Annotated in this window: 12 protein-coding genes, 1 tRNA gene and 4 pseudogenes; 5 read left to right on the top strand and 12 right to left on the bottom strand. The window is 69.2% G+C overall.

Annotated elements, in window-relative coordinates; genetic code table 11:
- The first annotated feature begins 313 nt into the window (after nt 1-313).
- Both ACWER9_RS01900 and ACWER9_RS01905 read left to right on the top strand, forming a co-directional pair.
- On the top strand, nt 314-757 hold the full coding sequence (locus ACWER9_RS01900; protein WP_452299996.1) for a hypothetical protein: 444 nt from the start codon (nt 314-316) through the stop codon (nt 755-757).
- Nucleotides 757-1,421 (top strand): annotated as a pseudogene (locus tag ACWER9_RS01905) (nucleotidyl transferase AbiEii/AbiGii toxin family protein). The gene ACWER9_RS01900 and the pseudogene ACWER9_RS01905 overlap by 1 nt, the downstream one beginning before the upstream one ends.
- A gap of 47 nt (nt 1,422-1,468) precedes the next feature.
- On the opposite strand, the gene ACWER9_RS01910 reads toward ACWER9_RS01905, so the two are convergent.
- The 4 genes from ACWER9_RS01910 to ACWER9_RS01925 form a co-directional block, all read right to left on the bottom strand.
- Complete coding sequence (locus ACWER9_RS01910; protein ID WP_452299997.1) at nt 1,469-1,726, bottom strand: UPF0158 family protein; 258 nt, start codon at nt 1,724-1,726, stop codon at nt 1,469-1,471.
- Nucleotides 1,727-1,888: 162 nt separating this feature from the next.
- Complete coding sequence (locus ACWER9_RS01915; RefSeq protein ID WP_452300036.1) at nt 1,889-2,272, bottom strand: TetR family transcriptional regulator C-terminal domain-containing protein; 384 nt, start codon at nt 2,270-2,272, stop codon at nt 1,889-1,891.
- Nucleotides 2,273-2,329: 57 nt separating this feature from the next.
- A complete protein-coding gene (locus tag ACWER9_RS01920) occupies nt 2,330-3,118 on the bottom strand; it encodes an SLC13 family permease (protein WP_452299998.1) in 789 nt (262 codons plus the stop codon).
- Nucleotides 3,119-3,515: 397 nt separating this feature from the next.
- A complete protein-coding gene (locus ACWER9_RS01925) occupies nt 3,516-6,287 on the bottom strand; it encodes a DNA/RNA helicase domain-containing protein (protein ID WP_452299999.1) in 2,772 nt (923 codons plus the stop codon).
- A 462-nt stretch (nt 6,288-6,749) separates the two neighbouring features.
- On the opposite strand from ACWER9_RS01925, the pseudogene ACWER9_RS01930 reads away from it, so the two are divergent.
- From ACWER9_RS01930 to ACWER9_RS01940, 3 pseudogenes are all read left to right on the top strand, one after another.
- Nucleotides 6,750-6,863: pseudogene (locus ACWER9_RS01930) on the top strand (LacI family transcriptional regulator); the annotation flags it as partial.
- A gap of 389 nt (nt 6,864-7,252) precedes the next feature.
- A pseudogene (locus tag ACWER9_RS01935) lies at nt 7,253-7,306 on the top strand (hypothetical protein); the annotation flags it as partial.
- Between the two features lie 127 nt (nt 7,307-7,433).
- A pseudogene (locus ACWER9_RS01940) lies at nt 7,434-8,129 on the top strand (DUF2254 family protein); the annotation flags it as partial.
- Between the two features lie 55 nt (nt 8,130-8,184).
- On the opposite strand, the gene ACWER9_RS01945 reads toward ACWER9_RS01940, so the two are convergent.
- The 8 genes from ACWER9_RS01945 to ACWER9_RS01980 all read right to left on the bottom strand — a co-directional run bounded on the left by ACWER9_RS01945 (nt 8,185) and on the right by ACWER9_RS01980 (nt 17,069).
- The gene (locus tag ACWER9_RS01945; RefSeq protein WP_452300000.1) at nt 8,185-9,360 is read right to left on the bottom strand and encodes a metallophosphoesterase; all 1,176 of its coding nucleotides are present in this window, start codon (nt 9,358-9,360) and stop codon (nt 8,185-8,187) included.
- Nucleotides 9,361-10,746: 1,386 nt separating this feature from the next.
- Nucleotides 10,747-10,820, bottom strand: a tRNA-Pro gene (locus ACWER9_RS01950).
- A gap of 210 nt (nt 10,821-11,030) precedes the next feature.
- On the bottom strand, nt 11,031-12,431 hold the full coding sequence (der, locus tag ACWER9_RS01955; RefSeq protein WP_452300001.1) for a ribosome biogenesis GTPase Der: 1,401 nt from the start codon (nt 12,429-12,431) through the stop codon (nt 11,031-11,033).
- Nucleotides 12,428-13,108, bottom strand: a complete 681-nt coding sequence (cmk, locus tag ACWER9_RS01960) for a (d)CMP kinase (RefSeq protein WP_452300002.1) — start codon at nt 13,106-13,108, stop codon at nt 12,428-12,430. The genes der and cmk overlap by 4 nt, the downstream gene beginning before the upstream one ends.
- 195 nt (nt 13,109-13,303) lie before the next feature.
- Entirely contained in the window at nt 13,304-14,074 is a 771-nt protein-coding gene (locus ACWER9_RS01965) for a pseudouridine synthase (protein WP_452300003.1), read from the bottom strand.
- Nucleotides 14,061-15,062: an SMC-Scp complex subunit ScpB gene (gene scpB / locus ACWER9_RS01970; RefSeq protein WP_452300004.1), complete on the bottom strand. Its 1,002-nt coding sequence runs from the start codon at nt 15,060-15,062 to the stop codon at nt 14,061-14,063. The genes ACWER9_RS01965 and scpB overlap by 14 nt, the downstream gene beginning before the upstream one ends.
- Nucleotides 15,055-16,104 (bottom strand): segregation and condensation protein A, encoded by a 1,050-nt coding sequence (locus tag ACWER9_RS01975; protein ID WP_452300005.1) that lies wholly within the window; start codon nt 16,102-16,104, stop codon nt 15,055-15,057. The genes scpB and ACWER9_RS01975 overlap by 8 nt, the downstream gene beginning before the upstream one ends.
- 41 nt (nt 16,105-16,145) lie before the next feature.
- Entirely contained in the window at nt 16,146-17,069 is a 924-nt protein-coding gene (locus ACWER9_RS01980) for a ParA family protein (protein ID WP_088990243.1), read from the bottom strand.
- Nucleotides 17,070-17,217 lie beyond the last annotated feature (148 nt).

The following is a 17,217-nucleotide window of genomic DNA, read 5'->3' on the forward strand; positions in this document are numbered from 1 at the left end:
AGATGGCCCTTCACCTGCGTCGGGACGGCCGGATTCGAACCGACGACCCCTTGACCCCCAGTTTCACAACGATTCTGTCACGGCATGTCAGAACAGGCTGATACGTCCTGGAATTAGACAAGAGCGACACCTCGCAATGCTGTCCCGTGTCGTGCTTTGCCGCCTGATCCGTCCGTTGCGTTCCAATGCGTTACCGGGCTCGTTACTGCGGATCGTCAAGGACGTCCTCTGCCGCGCGGTCCGCCGGGCTCCGGCGCTCGTGCGATCGCCAGTGGGCCGATCATCGACGTCAGGCTGGATAAGGTCCGACACAGTGCCACAACCCTTCGCCCGCCGCACCGTCGACTACCGTGGGCCTGAATGTTGTCGTCAGGAAGCAGCCGAAGGAGGCTGGTCGATCATGGGTGGTGCAGACACCGGCGGAGCGCCGACGGGTTCCCGATACGCCGACCAGCGGCCCTACGTCGTCGCCGACCGGCTCGACGCCCTGCGAGGGCCGACCAACGGCGTGGTAAGCCTGGATCGCCGGCTCGACTGGTCCGGGCGGGCGCGCTACGACCTGGACAACCCGCGGCGCCTGGCCAGCATGTACGAAACCGTGCTGCGCGAAGCCACTGCCCCCGACGATCTCACCCGATGGCTGGATGGCCGGACCCTGCAACGCCTGTGGCCGGCTCTCGTGGTGCCACCGCAGGTTCGCCGTCTGTGGGAAGCACGATTCCCCGAGCTGGCCAACGCGCCCCGACACGCCGCATAGTGGGCGGCCAGACTCCGCCGATCCATCGCCGGCTGGCGCAGATCGCCCTACAGGTCGGCGGCCAGTACGGTTCGCCTTGGCCGGCGGGCACGCCATCGCCGCCCATGGCATCCTCGACCGCCCCAGTGAAGACGTCGACCTGTTCGCCGACTGGCAACGCCGCGCCGACTTCCCCACCGCCGTCAACGAGGTAATCGCCGCATACCACGCCGAAGGTCTCCGCGTCGAGGTCGACCTTCGACTCGATACCTTCGCTCGACTGCACGTCACCGACCCAGCTCACCCAGAACAGCAGCATCGGGTGGAACTGGTGGCGAACTGGCGCGCCCAGCCGCCCGTCCAGATGGACATCGGTCCGGTCCTGCACCCTGATGATGTGATGGCCGGAAAGATGGACGCCCTCTACAACCGTGCAGCCGCCCGCGACTTCCTCGACATCGATGCCGCCATCGGCAGCGGCCGGTACACCCTCGATCAGCTCTGCGACCTCGCGCACGCCGCCGACGACGGATTCGACCGAGGCATGTTCGCCGCGATGCTTCGCCACGTCGACCGCTTCGACGACGAAGACTTCACCGACTACGGTCTGGCGCCGCATGAGGTCGCCGACATGCGGGCTCGCGTCTCTGCATGGCGGACCACCCTACTCCGAGTAGTCGAATAGGTTCGATCAGGCTGCTCTGCTGCCGCCGTCTCCTCGGCCTGCTCGACTCACGGCACGTCCGGGTCAGGGCGCTCGATCCGCCAGCGGCTCGCGGCAGCGTCATCGATCAGACTGCTGTCGAGCAGCCAGTCAATGGCCCGGCGGGTTGCCCGAGCCTGGTGAAAGGCGTGCCAGACCGTCAGCAGGTGCGGATACTCGTCGTGCAACTCGTCCCTGAACCGTCGGAAGGCACCCCTGCCTTGGACGGCTCGTAAGAGCCTGCGGCCCGCCTGCTCGTCGCCGACCCGCTCGGCGAAGTCGACCATGTCGCGGTACCAGACGGGCTAACCGGCCGAGGTGACGGCGTGGCGGTGATCGATACTGAAGAGGTCTCCGTTAAGTGGGTTAGCGCCCCTGCGTCACCGGGCAGCGTTCACCCGGTCGGAGGTCAGGACACGGCGTACGGAGGCCGCCCTCGGCAGCTGACGCTACTTGCTGCCTGGGCCGCCCCACGGTTCCTGCACATCGGCGATTGGCAGCGGCCCTGTGGCGGCGAAGCCAAGTCTCGCCTCGATGGCGCTCGGGGCGCGACGGTACGCAATCGGGTCGCCGTGCAGCAGCGATGTGGCGTTGGCCAGCTCCAGCAGCGCGATCAACTCGAAGGCGAGCTGTTCGGCGTCGATCGTCTCCGCGAGGTCGCCGAGTTGGCGCGCGTCCTCGATCGTCCGCGCCATCAGGTGGATCCAGGACCCGCTGGTCGTCCGAAGCGGACGTGGCACTTCCTCAGCGCTTGACGCGGAATCAAGAACCAGAATGCCGCTCCATCCAGAACGCAGATGAAGCGGCAGGTCAGAGCGTTCTACAGCGCGCACACCGACGGCCAACCATCCACGTGGTTACCGCCAACAATGATCATCCGTTACCGGATGTTACCGCCGTTGCCTGAGAAGATCTTCGTCTCCCCAGGTCAATCGGTCGGGACGGCCGGATTCGAACCGACGACCCCTTGACCCCCAGTAGTTGAGGGTCCCAGCGGCATGCTCACGCACGTTTGTCCAGGTCGCCTGAAGTATAAGCCAGCCGAGTAATGGGTTCGTCGCAACACTCCCGGAAGCGCCGGGCCGAGTTCGGCCTGCGGGCGTCGTGGAACTCGCGGTCGGCGATGCCGAGCACCACCACGTTGCCGACGCGCCGACGGCAGTGGCGTTGCCGCCGAAGTCAGCCCCGATGGCGAGCGCCCACCAGAGCACCTGAGCCTTACCGAGCCCACCCTCGGCGTCCACCAGCTCGTCGACGATCGGGCTTATCGTGGCCACGTACGGGATGTTGTCCACGATCGCCGACAACCCGGCCGACGCCCACAGCAGCAACATGGTGGCCGGCCACAGCTTGCCCTCGACGGCCTCGCTCGCCGAGCGGGCGATGCTGTCGATCACCCCGGTGGCGATCAGCGCTCCGATCATGATGAACAGGCCGACACCACGGCGGTCACAACAGGATGACCATGATTGGGAACGGGCGGCCTCGGGCCTTCTTGGCGCTCCAGATCGCCAGGTACTCGCAGGCCGGCGCGTTTCAGCTCGCCGACGATCAGCATCATCCCCAGCAGCAGAAAGACGAGTCCAGTCGATGCCCGCCTCTTCGGAGAAGAACGCGTGCTCGGCGTCGGTCGCCCCAATCGCCAACATGATCGACGCCCCACCCAGGGCCACCGTCACCCGGTTGACCTTCTCCGTGGCGATCAGGACGTTAGGCGGCGGCGAACACGGCCACCGCGATCCAGGCCAGGGTGCTCATGCGGCGCTTCTCCGGTTCTGGTCAGCCGTCATCGCAACGCCGACCAGGCTTCCCTGCACACCTGAGATCAACCTATCAGCCTGGACGATCGACATCGGCACGGTGCTATGCGGCGCGCAGCTGTGGGACTGCCATGGCCGCACCACCACCACTGGGCCCTGACCGTATACGAGCACACGCGCCTCGTTCGGCATCCGGTTCCCGCCGGAGCGCGCCGCCCGAGTCCCGTCCCGCGGCGCGTGGCCGTCATGCTCTGCCAGTGGCCGAAGGGGCGGCCCAGACGATCGGGGTACCGCGAAGAACACGGCCGACTGGTCGTCAGCCCCCGGAACCCCCAGAGTCGGTGGCAGACCGTGCCCCGGCATGCATCCGGGCAGCCAGGAACGCCTGAGTCTCTGGATCCGTGGAATAGAGCAGCACACCGCGCATGCCCCGGGTCATCAGCACCCGGTAGGCGTTGCGAATGAGGCGGTCGGCGGCTTCGTCGCTCATGGCTGCACTGTTGCGGAACGTCGGATCCTTCGATGCTGAAGGGCGGGTGACCAGTCGGCCGTCACGGGCGACAAGGTCCGGACCGATGATGACGCCTGCCCAGTCGTAGTCGAAGCCCTGCGCTGTGTAGACGGTGCCGATCTGACCGAAGCCGTTGGGGTCGGTTGCCCAGAAGGCGGAACCGGGGGCATCGCCGACGCTGCGCTCACTCCTGGCGTTCCAGGGGCGGGCCCAGCCGTCGATCTGCACGTCCGGCACGAGCGAACCGTCCGGTCGAGGATCGCTCCAGGGCCAGCAGTAGCCGGCCGACAATCTCGCCGTCTCGCCAGCCGCATGCTTGCCAGCGAGGGACGCCTCCATCTCTTCCGGCGAGTCGACCATCCGCAGGTCGAAACGACCGTCCCCGCTCCACGTCATCGGCTTATCATCGTCGGCGCTGAGCAGGGCTTCGGTCCACTGGACGTAGGTGCGACTGCCACCCGACCGGAATTGGTCATGCAAGGAGACAACCTCGATCTCCAGGTCGTGCTTCCTGGCATACCGGGCGATGAGCGTCAGGCTACCCAGCTCGCCAGGCCGGACCACTTGATCCTCGTCGAGGAGGAAGACCGGCACCCGGGCGGCTTCCATTAACTCCTCGATCTGCGGTCGATGCCGGTCCCGCCGACTTCCGGGGGTGAATCGGTTGACCGAGGTTGCCCGTATGCGATGGACCTCGTCACAGATCAGCACGTCGAGGCCGTTCGGCTCAGCTTCCATGAAGCTGTTGAAGTAGCGGAACAGGCTTCGGAGCCGCTGACTTCCCTTACCAGCGTACCGGCGCAAGGTCTGCGTGAACGACCGCGACCCGGTGGCGTGCATGACCGAATGGCCCTGCCGGGCCAGCTCGCCGAGCACTGACAGGCCGATGACGCTCTTGCCGCTACCTGGCCCACCGGACACCACCACGACTGTCTTGCGTTCCGCGGTACGGGCGCGCTTCACCGCGCGCAACACCATCTCGTACGCCACGCGTTGCTCGTCGAGCAGCCTGAAGTGTGAGCGCTCCCGCAGCTCTTGGCCGGCGTACCCCAGCAAGTGCCTGCTGGGGCGTACGGGACTCGCGAGCAGTTGGTCAGCGGCACCCGCTCCGGAGGCGGAACCAAGGTGAGCGCACAGGTAGTCGAGGAACGGTCCCCGTCGTTGCTTGGTGAAGACCCGGCCGTGGTCGTCAGCACTGTGGGCGAGCAGGTCGCTGACGTCGCGATCCACGGCCTGGTAAAGATAGGCGGCCCCTCGGATCGAACCGTCCCCGGTTGCGGCCAGCACACCGAGAACGTCACTCAGGTATTCGCAGTACGCACCAACCTGCACACCCGGATGCAGGTTCGCCACTCCTGCGTGCCCGACCGCCACCAGCGAAACAGAATTCGCGATCGACCGTACATGCGTCCACGGCTTCAACTCGACAACCACGTACGCAGGACGCCCGGTCTCCGGATGCACACCGGCGAGCACCACGTCGACCTGCCTGGTGCTCAGTGGGAGTTGGAAACCGATGATCATTGAGACCGCGCCGAGCCCAGCCCGCACAAGCTCCGCGGCCAACGTGGCCACCCGGCGCATCGCCGCGCGAACTGCGGCCGCCACGAGGGGATCGGAGTCGGGATGGGTGTGCCCGATGACTGCCCCAGGCAGAGCGCGCTGCGCGACGAGTCGCGTCAACTCGGCGGCAGAGAGAACGAACGTGACGCCGGCGAGGGACACCCCATCGCTCTCCGGGTCCGGGGAAACGCGTGTGGTGGCGGTGCGCGGATCGACGCGGTCAGTAGAAGGCCGGGGCCGAGGGGCGCCAGCCGTCCCCGCCTGCGCCCCGCCCCAGAGAAGCACGGAAACCTCGGCGCTCGTCGGGCCAAAGCGTGACCTGGCAAATGCCGACCGCACATCCTCTGGCGGCATCGGGCGATCCTGGCGGCGGTCCGAGAGCACCCACTCATTCCAGTCCACCAACCAGGAGAGGGCATGAGGGTTCGAGAACAGCCTGACGCGCCGGAGGCAGGCACTGAGCGCCGCACGGTGCTCCGGGCGGGGTGCCCCCCGCAGCGAACCAGAAAACACCCGCAGCCGGCCGCCGGATAGGACCTCGACGCTGGGCGCGGTGCGTAGCGCCGAACGAAGCCGATCCCACGAACACCGCAGTTGTACCTGCCCATCCGCCTGCTCCGGCAAGGCCAGGGTCACGACATCTTTGGCCGAGGTGAACATGAATGCCTCACCCGTTGGCCCGCCCGAGGTGGTCCCCCCGGCGCTGAGCATGGCGGCGAACTGCTCGACCTCGTTGATCGGCACCGTAACGCGAAGCGATGCCGCCAGCGGACGAACAGCCTGCACCGGCAGCGGAACACAGCGATCGGGAAGGTCTACCGACAACTCCCGCGACGCAAGGAGAAGCTGGTTCATGACAGCGGACTCGACGGCCGCTTGCGGCTCGCTGAGCGCGTCGGGCAGCAGCGCCTCGCCGGCAGGCACAGCCGCGACCAGGTTTTGAGCCTGCTGGTAGCTCTCACCGGTGTAGCGGCGACGGGCGCGTGCGAGATCCTTGATCTGGACGCGGGTCACCGCGTACGCCGACCGCTAGCGGCACCCACCGCGTCTCGGCTCCAGATCCGCAACTCGCACAGCAGTCGGACCGCCAGGTCACCGTGCGACTGGGGCCTTACCGCCACGAGGAGCAAGATCGGCGCGATACACAGCGCTAGCACCATGATCGGAATGTGAGCGATCGCGACAATCAGCGGTCGCACCACCGTGGCCGGCACAGCCGCAAGGTCGAATGAGGGCACGCTCGTCTCCCGTTCCGCTGCCCGGCCAACGGCAATCGAGATAACGCACCTACAACGACAAGGGTGTGACGCGCGGAGGGTGGCACACCCTTCAGTCGCCCTCACTGGACCCCAGCCGGGAGGTCCATGACGACTTGGTCACCGTGATTGACCAACAACAGAGTAGCGGTCACGTCAAGTCGAACTTCGACATGCCCATGGTCTCCAACAACTGACCAGCAGGGACCGATAGGAAACTGTGGAGGAGACGCTGAGCACCATCGAACGCGCCGTCACCATCAGCCAGGTTGCGGCGCTCGCAGGGGCCTCCACCGGCACGGCCTCCACGGCGCTCAACGGTCGCGGTGCACTACGGCCGGAGACCCGGCTACGGGTGCAACAGGCCGCCGATCAGCTGGGTTTCGTCGCCAACGCCGCCGCACGCTGCCTGCAGACCGGGCGCACCCACACGGTCGGCATGATCACCACTGACACCATCGGCCGGATCAGCATCCCGATGCTCATCGGCGCCGAGGACGCCCTCGGCGCCGGCCCAGAGCACCACCACTCCGCCTCCGTCCGCGCCGCCGCGACGATCGAGACCCTCACCACCGAAGGCTTACACCTCGCCACCCCCAGCCTCTACGGCGAGTGGAGCGAGTCGTGGGGGCGGCAGGCCGCGGGAATCCTGCTGTCGGCCGAGGCTCCGATCGACGCGATCTTCTGCGGCAGCGCTGCCGGCCCAACCCGACCAGCATCGACATGGACCCCGAGGGAATCGGCCGGACGACCGTGGACCTGTTACTCGGGGCCATCAACGGCGAACCGATGCACGATCAGCGCGCCGGGCCGTGCCGGCTGGTGCCCCGGGACTCCATTGCCGTACCCGTCCTTCGCGGCGACAGCCGACGCCACGCCTCGCCCGGTGCCAGTCGAGGCGGCCGAACAGGGCGTGACCATCGGCGTGGAACGCACCCCGGGCCAGGACCTCGGTTTCGGCTTCCGCCAGCTCGCCGACATCGCCGGACGCGCGCTGTCTCCGGGCATCAACGACGTCACCACCGCCGTACGCGCGGTGCAGGAGGCACATGACCTCCTGCACCGGCTCGCCACCCACCCCGACCCGACCCACATCGTCCGCGACGACGGCACTGTCCGCTCCCAGATGAGTAGCATCTTGTACGACACCATCCTGGCGATGATCATCGGCGACATTCGACTCGTCTCCCGGCAGCAGCCCCGCGTCCAGCGCCTGCTGGACTCCGTCGTCCATGACGTGGCCACCGTCGCGCTTCCCGTCCACCACGCCGCGATCCGGCGTCGGCCGCTGACAACCTGCCCTAACATCCTTCAATTGACGTCGTTTCGCAGTTCACGTCTTGGGTCGGCACCCAACCGGCGGAACAGGACGGGATCGCCAGCGCGACCAGCGCCCCACGGTGGAGACGCTCGTCGACGGCCTGCTCGTCGGACTGGGTGTCACCCTCGGAAAGAGCCAGCGCGTCATCCTCACGATCGCACTCACCCTGGACGTTTTGTGCCTCGGTCTGTCGTGAGCGCCGCTTTGACCAAGCGAGGCGACTGGGCATCGGGTGCATGCGGATTGATCCCGGGGCCCGGGGATAGCCACCGGGGTTGACCGGGGGAGTCCGGGTCACGTTCAGGTGAGGCGGTAGGTGTTGGCCCGGTCGGGGCTACCTCGCTCGGAGGGTGAGCAGGGTGATCTCGCTCGGCGCGAAGATCCGGAATGGCGGACCCCAGAAACCGGTCCCCCGGCTCGTATAGAGCTGGGTCTGGCCATGCCGGCTGAGGCCCTGCACGACCGGCTGGTCGAGCCGGACCAGGTAGTGGAACGGCCACATCTGGCCGCCGTGGGTGTGCCCGGACAGTTGCAGATCCACGCCGGCCGCGACCGCGTCGTCGATCTGCTTGGGCTGGTGCGCCAGCAGCAGCACGGGCAGCCGCGGGTCGGTGCCGGCGAGCGCCGCGGCGTGGTCGGCGCGGTGACCGGCGACGCCGGACGAGGCGGCGGTCACGTCGTCGACCCCGGCGACGACGAGCCGGGCGCCGCCCCGCTCCACGACAAGGTGCCGGTTGTGCAGCGGCTCCCAGCCGAGGGTCCGCATGTGCTCGACCCAGCCCTCCGCCTCGCCGTAGTACTCGTGGTTGCCCGTCACGTACACCCGGGCCAGCCGGGCCCGGACGGCGCCCAGCGGCGCGGCCTGCGCCCGGCGCTGGTCGACCGTACCGTCGGCGATGTCGCCGGTGTGGCAGACGATGTCGGCAGCCAACCCGTTGACCACGTCGGTGGTCCGCACGGACCAGCGGGCACGGTCGATCGGTCCGTAGTGGGTGTCCGTCAGCAGCACCACCCGGACCCCGTCGAGACCCGCACCCAGCCGATCCACGGTGACGTCCACCCGCCGGACCCGGGGCACCCGCATCGCCTCGGCGTACCCCCAGACGGCCAGGACGACCGAGACAACCGCTACACCGACCGCCACAGCCCGGGACCGCACCGGATCGGCGACCCCCGCGGCGGCCAGCGGGAGCCGGGCCACGTTGCCGAGCAGCGCCCAGACGAACAGGATCCAGACCAGGCCAAGGAGTGTGTCCCCCACGCGGGCCGCAGCGTCCAGCCGCCGGCGGCCGTGCCCGAGATACATCAGAACGGGGAACGCGACCAGCGCCACGACGAACACGCCCGTGCCGGCGGCCACCACCGGCGCCGGCCACCGCGCCGCCACCGTCAACGTCCACCACGGCAGCCCGAACAGCAACGCCAGGACCGCGACCAGCGTCGCCCCGGACACCAGCGATCGCAGCGACCCCCGCGCCGGCCGCACCTGTACGGCATCGCCAGCAGCCATCGTCGTCCTCCGTTCGGGTCCGTGCAGCATGACACGGTCCGAGCCGGATCGACCAGGCCCGGAAACCGGGACGGATCCGGCCCGTAGGTGATCGACCCGCGACCTGGGGATGCCTCGCTTCGGGACGGTCAGCGGGTGGCGGGCGACGCCCCGGCCGAGAACCTGCGCCTGATCATTTCAGGCTCGCCGGACGGCCCGTGCGGTCGAGTCGGCGCTGTCGTTCGCGCCGGTCGCGATCGTCGTGGGCGGCGACGTAAAGTAGCCAACCGAGCTGCTGCGGGGCCGGTTGGCGGAGCCGAGCGGGGCCGCAGCCGCCGGGCATCTGCTGGTCAGCACCGACGCGTTCCTAGGCACCGACGACCCCGGGCTACGGACTGACGTGCTGGCGGCGCTGCTGGAGCACTGGGCCGACGACCCGACCGGCGACAACGGCCGGACCTGCCTGTCGCTGCTGCGTACGCTGGCCGTTAACCAAACCGACCGGGACCTACTGTTCGAGATCGGCGCAGACGTAAACCAGCCCACGGCCATACGCCAAGCCGTCACGCGCTTTTCCTCGCCCACGGGACGCCGACGGTCGACCGCACGGTCTGATCATCAAGTGCGGAGGGTAACGGTGCGGTATAGGCCGGTGGCCGCACCACCGAACGCCCGCCACACGCGCCCAACCCGTCACCGGCATCGCCGCTGCGCCGGCCGTCTTTCTACCTTATCGCGCTTCCCAGGTTGACCTGGCTGGCCGTCGGCGGCCGCCTGATCCGCCGAACCCGGCGAACGGTCGGAGCGGTGTCATGACCACTCCGCTGCCGGTACGGACACCGCAGGTACTCGCCGCCACGTACCTCTTCTCGGGCTCGTCGGCGCTGTGGCTGGGCAGCAGGCTGGCCACGCTTCTCGGCGTCCCCGCAGTACGCCCGCCAGAAAGCCGACACGGCTCGAGACCCCGCCGCCAAATACCGCGAGCGCCCTGCTGGTGCTGGTGGCCCTGGCCGCGATGACCGGTGCCGTACCGGCCCTGCTGTTGTCGGAGAGCGATCGCACTGCGGCATGAACCTGAGCTGGACGTCAGGCGATGAGAACCGCCGCAACGGCGCCGACCAGAACTCAAAATTCGAGCCGGTCAACCGCCGCTGGGTGGCGGAGCAAGCGACGAAGCGCGGTCATGCCCTTTTGTCCAAAATCGTCTGCAGTCAAGAGGTCCAGCAGCGACCACCCCGCAACCACGCAGTACCCCTACCAGGCGATTCACAGCCGAGGGCAACCAATATCGGCTTGAAAACCACCCGAGTTAAGGGTTCCAGCAGCGCCTCACCCGCCACTAGATCGAGCCATAAGAATAGAAAAAGGGCTTCTGCAAGTCATTGACCTGCGGAAACCCTTTCGCTGTCGGGACGGCCGGATTCGAACCGACGACCCCTTGACCCCCAGTCAAGTGCGCTACCAAGCTGCGCCACGTCCCGCCCCCGCGTGGTTTCCCCCGCGGCAGCCGGTACAGCTTAGCGCAGCAGCTCCGGGTCGTCCGCACAGGCCCCACCGCCGTCGCGACCTGACCGAACCACCACACAACCCCTAGAGCGTCCTAGGAGGGTGGGGTTGGATGGACAAATGCCGGATGGGTAGGTTTACCCATCCGGCATTTGCGGAGCGGAAACGGCAGAACGGCAAAACCGTCAGCCGTGCGCCTTGCCTCGGCCGCCGGGGCCGAGCTTCTTACGGGGGCGGACCGAGATCTCGATGGGGCTGCCCTCGTACCCGAACTCCTCGCGGAGCTTGCGCTCGACGAAGCGCTGGTACCCAGCGTCCAGCGGGCCGGTGGTGAAGAGCACGAACCGTGGGGGCGCCACACCGGCCTGCGTCGCGAACAGGATCCGCGGCGCCCGTCCACCACGTACCGGGTGGGGGGTGGCCTGCACCAGGGCGGTGAGCCACTGGTTGAGGTGCGCGGTCGGTACGCGGGTTTCCCAGCTGGCCAGCGCCTTGTTCAGGGCCGGGGCCAGCTTGTCCACGGCACGGCCGGTCATCGCGGACAGGTTCAGCCGGATCGCCCAGGGGATGCGGCGCAGTTCCCGGTCGATTTCCTTGTCCAGGTAGTACCGGCGGTCGGCGTCGACGAGGTCCCACTTGTTGAACGCGATGACCAGCGCCCGGCCCGACTCGGTCACCATCGACAGAATCCGCTGGTCCTGCTCGCTGATCGGCTCGCTGGAGTCCAACAGCACCACGGCCACCTCGGCGGCCTCGATCGCGCCGGCGGTCCGCAGGCTGGCGTAGTACTCGGTGCCGCTGGCCTTGCCGACCCGCTTACGCAGCCCGGCCGTGTCGACGAGCTGCCAGGTCTGACCGCCGATCTCGACCAGGCTGTCCACCGGGTCCACAGTGGTGCCCGCCACCGAGTCGACGACCGCCCGCTCCTCGCCGGAGAACCGGTTGAGCAGGCTGGACTTGCCGACGTTCGGCCGTCCGACAAGCGCCACCCGGCGCGGCCCACGTGGACGGTTCTCCACGATCGCCGGTGCCTCGGGCAGCGCGGCGAGGATGGCGTCCAGCAGGTCGCCGGAGCCGCGCCCGTGCAGCGCGGACACCGGGAACGGCTCACCGAGACCGAGCGACCACAGCGAGGTCGCCTCCATCTCGATGGAGTTGTTGTCGGCCTTGTTCGCCACCAGGATCACCGGCTTGGCGCTGCGCCGCAGCATCTTCACCGCGGCCTCGTCCACGTCGGTGGAGCCCACCATCGCGTCGACTACGAAGAGGACCACGTCGGCGGTGACGACCGCCGTCTCGGCCTGCGCCGCGATGGCCGCGGCCCGGTCCTTCGCGTCCGGCTCCCAACCGCCGGTGTCCACCACGGTGAACGCCCGGCCGTTCCACTGCGCGTCGTACGGGACCCGGTCGCGGGTCACGCCGGGGACGTCCTCGACGACCGCCTGCCGGCGGCCGATGATCCGGTTGACCAGCGTCGACTTACCCACGTTGGGGCGACCGACCACGGCCACCACCGGCTGCGGGCCGGCCGGTTCCTCGACGGCAAGGTCCGGCTCTCGCAACTCCACCCAAGAACCCTCACTCATGCGACGCCCCGCTCGGTGAGCAGGTCGCGCATCCGCGCCACGACCTCGTCGATGCCCAGCTCGGTGGTGTCCAGCACCACCGCGTCGGGCGCCTGGGCCAGCGGGTTGACCTTACGGGTCGAGTCGAGACGGTCCCGCCGGGCCAGGTCGGCGGCCGTGGCCGCGACGTCGGCGGCGTCCTCGGCGCTACGCCGGGCCGCACGGGCCGCCTCGGAGGCGGTCAGGAAGACCTTCAGGTCGGCGTCCGGCGCCACGACCGAGCCGATGTCCCGGCCCTCGACCACCATCCGCCCAGCGTTGGCGATCATCTCGCGCTGCCGGGTGACGAGCAGCTCCCGGACAGCCGGCACGGCGGCGACGGCCGAGACCGCTCCGGTCACCTCGGCGCCACGGATCTCGGCGTCCACGCCGACACCGTCGACGGTTACGCCGTACCCCTGCGGGTCGGTGCCGATGCGCAGGTCGACCTCGCCGGCGACCTTCGCCACCGACGCGGCGTCGGTGAGGTCCACGCCGGAGCGCAGCACGGCCCACGTGATCGCCCGGTACATCGCCCCGGTGTCCAGGTAACGCGCACCGATGCCGGCGGCGAGCCGCCGCGACACGGTGGACTTACCCGAACCGGACGGCCCGTCCACGGCGACCACACATCGCCCAAGCCGTACGTTTTCCTGCACCGTGTCCTCCTCAGCCCGTACCTCACGGATCGCCCGGTGAGCTGGCGCCGCAAGCGGTTGTTCAATCGTCATCAATCATGCCCGGCCCGCTGGCGAACCCGCGCGCGCCGCCGCCGGAGGCGACCCACGCCACCCGGGCGGCCGCGTCCCGGCCGTCGGTGGAGCCTACCGGCTGCCGTACCCCGATCTCGGGGGTCAGTCACCCACCGCGGTGAACAGGGCGGCGACCTCGGCGTTGGTCAGCCGCCGGAGCCGCCCGGTGCGCAGGTCACCGAGGCGGATCGGGCCGATCGAGGTACGCACCAGCCGGGTGACCGGGTGCCCGACCTCGTCCATCAACCGCCGGACGATGTGCTTGCGCCCTTCGTGCAGGCTCAGCTCCACCTGGGCGCTTTTACCCAGGGTGCCGACCACCTTGAACGAGTCGACCTTGACCGGCCCGTCCTCCAGCTCGACGCCCGCGAGGAGCCGCTTGCTCAGGTTGCGCGGGATCGGGCCGACCACCTCGGCGAGGTAGGTCTTCAGCACCTGGTACGAGGGGTGCATGAGCTTGTGCGCGAGGGTGCCGTCGTTGGTGAGCAGCAGCAGGCCTTCGCTGTCCGCGTCGAGCCGCCCGACGTGGTAGACCCGCTGGTCCAGCCGCCTGCCGATGAAGTCGGCCAGCTCGTTGCGGCCCTTGTCGTCCGCCATGGAGGTGACCACTCCACGCGGCTTGTTCATCGCCACGTAGACCAGGCGAACGTCGACCTGGAGGCGCTCCCCGTCCACGTGGATCACGGCGGTGGCCGGGTCGACCTTGTCGCCGAGCTTGGCGACCCGCCCGTCCACCGTGACCCGGCGGCGGAAGATCAGGTCTTCGCAGGCGCGCCGGGAGCCGACGCCGGCGGCGGCGAGCACCTTCTGCAGGCGCTCAGCCCCCTCGTAGACGGGGGCGTCGGGTTTGGGGGCACGGTTATCGGGTCGCATCAGCAAGCTCTTCTACGTCGTCGGGCAGGAAGGGTGCGAGGGGCGGCAGCTCGTCGACGGTGTTCAGCCCGAGCTTCTCCAGGAACAACGTGGTGGTCCGGTAGAGGAACGCCCCGCTGTCCTGTTCGGTGCCGCACTCCTCGACGAGGCCACGGGTGACAAGCGTACGGATGACCCCGTCGCAGTTCACACCCCGGATGGCTGAGATTCGCGAACGGGTCACCGGCTGCTTGTAGGCGACCACGGCGAGCGTCTCCAGCGCCGCCTGGGTCAGCCGCACGGACTGCCCGTCCAGCACGAACCGCTCAACGTAGGTAGCGTATTCCGGCCTGGTGTACAGCCGCCACCCACCGGCCGCCCGGCGCAGCTCGAACCCGTGCCCGGCCGCCGTGTAACCGGCGGCGATCTCGTCGAGCATCGGCCCGACCCGTTCTGCGGGCTGCTCCAGCACCTGGGCGAGCACCAGCTCACTGACCGGCTCGTCGACGACGAGCAGGATCGCCTCCAACGCGCCGCGTAGCTCGGCGTCGGCCAGCTCGGGCGCGGGCTCCGGCGCGGCCGTCGCCCTCCGCCGCCCCGCCAACTGCCGCCGGGGTACGTCCCCAGCGCCGCCCGACTCCCCCGCCGTGCCCTCCGTCACCGCCCCGAGCTGCGGCTCCGAGGTCACCTCCTCCGGAGCCGCCTCCAACGAGCCGGACTCAACCAGGCCGGGCTCAACCAGGCCGGGCTCACCCACGTCAGCCGGGCCCTGCTCACTCGGGTCGATCTGGTCCGCGACCGCCGCGACCGGGTCAGGCGCGGCGGAGTCGTCGGCGGATTCCGGTTCCGGTCGGGGCGACGCCGCTTCAGTCTCCTCGGCGTCCGATGGTGTGGCGGGGCCCTCCGACGGCGTGGGGATGTCGGCGGCCGGTGGGCGGGGGCGGTCCCACGGGGGGACCCAGGCGGCGGCCTGCTCGGCCAGTGAGTCCCGGCGTTCCTCGTCACTCATCCCGCTCATCCTCCGTCGTACCCGTCCCGTCCGACCCGCCGGCCTCCCCCACCGACTCCGACCCGACCCCCGTCGGCGCAGCCGCGGACTCGGCCGACGCAGGCTCAGACCCCACCGCCGAAGGCTCAGACCCGGCCGGATCAGCCTCAGACCCCACCGACACAGGCGTAGAACCCAGCGACGCTGGCTCCGGGTCGGCCGGGCTGCCGGCGTACTCGTCGACGTGCAGCTCGGTGTCGCCGTCGGTCGGGCCGGTCCAGCGCACGGTCAGCTCCTCCAGGGCCTGCTCCTGCACGAACGACACCAGGCCCTCCCGGTACAGCTCCAGCAGCGCGAGGAACCGGGCCACCACCTCCAGGGTGGCCTCGCAGTCGGCGCAGAGCAGCGAGAACGTGGCGGTGCCGGCCCGGCGTAGCCGGGCGGCGAGGATGGCCGCGTGTTCCCGGACACTGACCCGGACCATGTGCACGTGGGCGACGGAGACCTCCGGCACCGGCTTCGGCGTCATCGCCTTCACGGCCAGTTTCAGCAGCCGCTGGGGGCCGATGCCGAGCACCAGGTCGGGCAGCGCGTCGGCGTAGCGGGCCTCCAGGCTGACCGCGCGGGGATACCGCCGGCCGCCGACGGCCTCCAGCTCGGCGATGTGCGCCGCCGCCTCCTTGTACGCCTTGTACTGCAACAGCCGGGCGAAGAGCAGGTCCCGTGCCTCCAGCAGGGCGAGGTCGGCCTCGTCCTCGACGTCGGCGGCGGGCAGCAGCCGGGCGGCCTTCAGGTCGAGCAGGGTCGCGGCGATGAGCAGGAACTCGCTGGCCTCGTCCAGGTCCCAGTCGTCGCCCATGGCCCTGATGTAGGCGATGAACTCGTCGGTGACCGTGTGCAGGGCAACTTCGGTGACGTCGAGTTTGTGTTTGCCGATGAGTTGCAGCAGCAGGTCGAACGGGCCGGTGAAGTTGGCGAGCCGCACCGTGAACCCGGCGGGCTGCGCGCCGTCGACCACTGCCGGATCGGCGGTCGCGGGTGGGTCGAGGGGTGGCGCGGTCACCGGACGACCGTAGTCCACGAGGCGGGCACCGGGCGTTCCGGCTACCGCTCCGACTGGGCGGCGATCACCTCGCGGGCCAGCTGACGGTAGTTACGGGCCCCGGATGAGGCCGGGTCCATCGTCGTGATGGGGGCACCGGCCACGGTGGACTCGGGGAACTTCACCGTCTTGGTGATGACTGTCTGGTAGACCTTGTCGCCGAACGCCTCCACCACCCGCTGGAGGACCTGCCGGCAGTGCGTGGTGCGGCTGTCGTACATGGTGGCGAGGATGCCTTCGAGTTCCAGGTCGAAGTTGAGCCGCTCGCGCACCTTGTCGATGGTGTCCAGCAGCAGCGCCACACCGCGCAGGCTGAAGAACTCGCACTCCAGGGGGATGAGCACACCATGTGCGACGGTCAGCGCGTTGATCGCCAGCAGGCCGAGCGACGGCTGGCAGTCGATCAGGATGTAGTCGTACTCCTTGCGGACCGAGCGCAGCACCCGGGCCAGGGCCATCTCCCGGGCGACCTCGTTGACGAGCTGGATCTCGGCGGCGGAGAGGTCGATGTTGGCCGGCAGCAGGTGCAGGCCCGCCACGTCGGTCTTGATGAGGACGTCCTCGGCGGTCACGTCGTCCTGCATGAGCAGGTTGTAGACGGACAGGTCGAGGTTGTGCGGGTTGACGCCGAGGCCCACCGAGAGGGCGCCCTGCGGGTCGAAGTCGACGAGCAGCACCTTGCGGCCGTACTCGGCGAGGGCGGCACCCAGGTTGATGGTGGTGGTGGTCTTGCCGACGCCACCCTTCTGGTTGGCCATCGCGATGATGCGGGCGGGGCCGTGCCGGTCGGTGGGCATCGGCTCGGGGATGGGCTTGCGCATCGTGTAGGCAGCCGGGTCCGCAGGACCCAGGTCCGCGCCGAGCGTGGCCTGCTGCTCGCGGAGCTCCGACGTCCAGGTCTCGGCACGGTCACCGTTGCCAGCCATGTGCTCGTTGCCCCCTCCCGACGACCCACCCGGCGTCGGAGCCGTCCGACGTCCTTCGCGGCGCCGCTGCGCACCCCGGTCGTGTCGCTCCAGGAGGTCCGCGCCGATGCCGACTGTACGCCACCGACCAGCAGGGGGTTCGGCACCG

It is taken from the genome of Micromonospora sp. NPDC003944 (genome assembly GCF_053605225.1).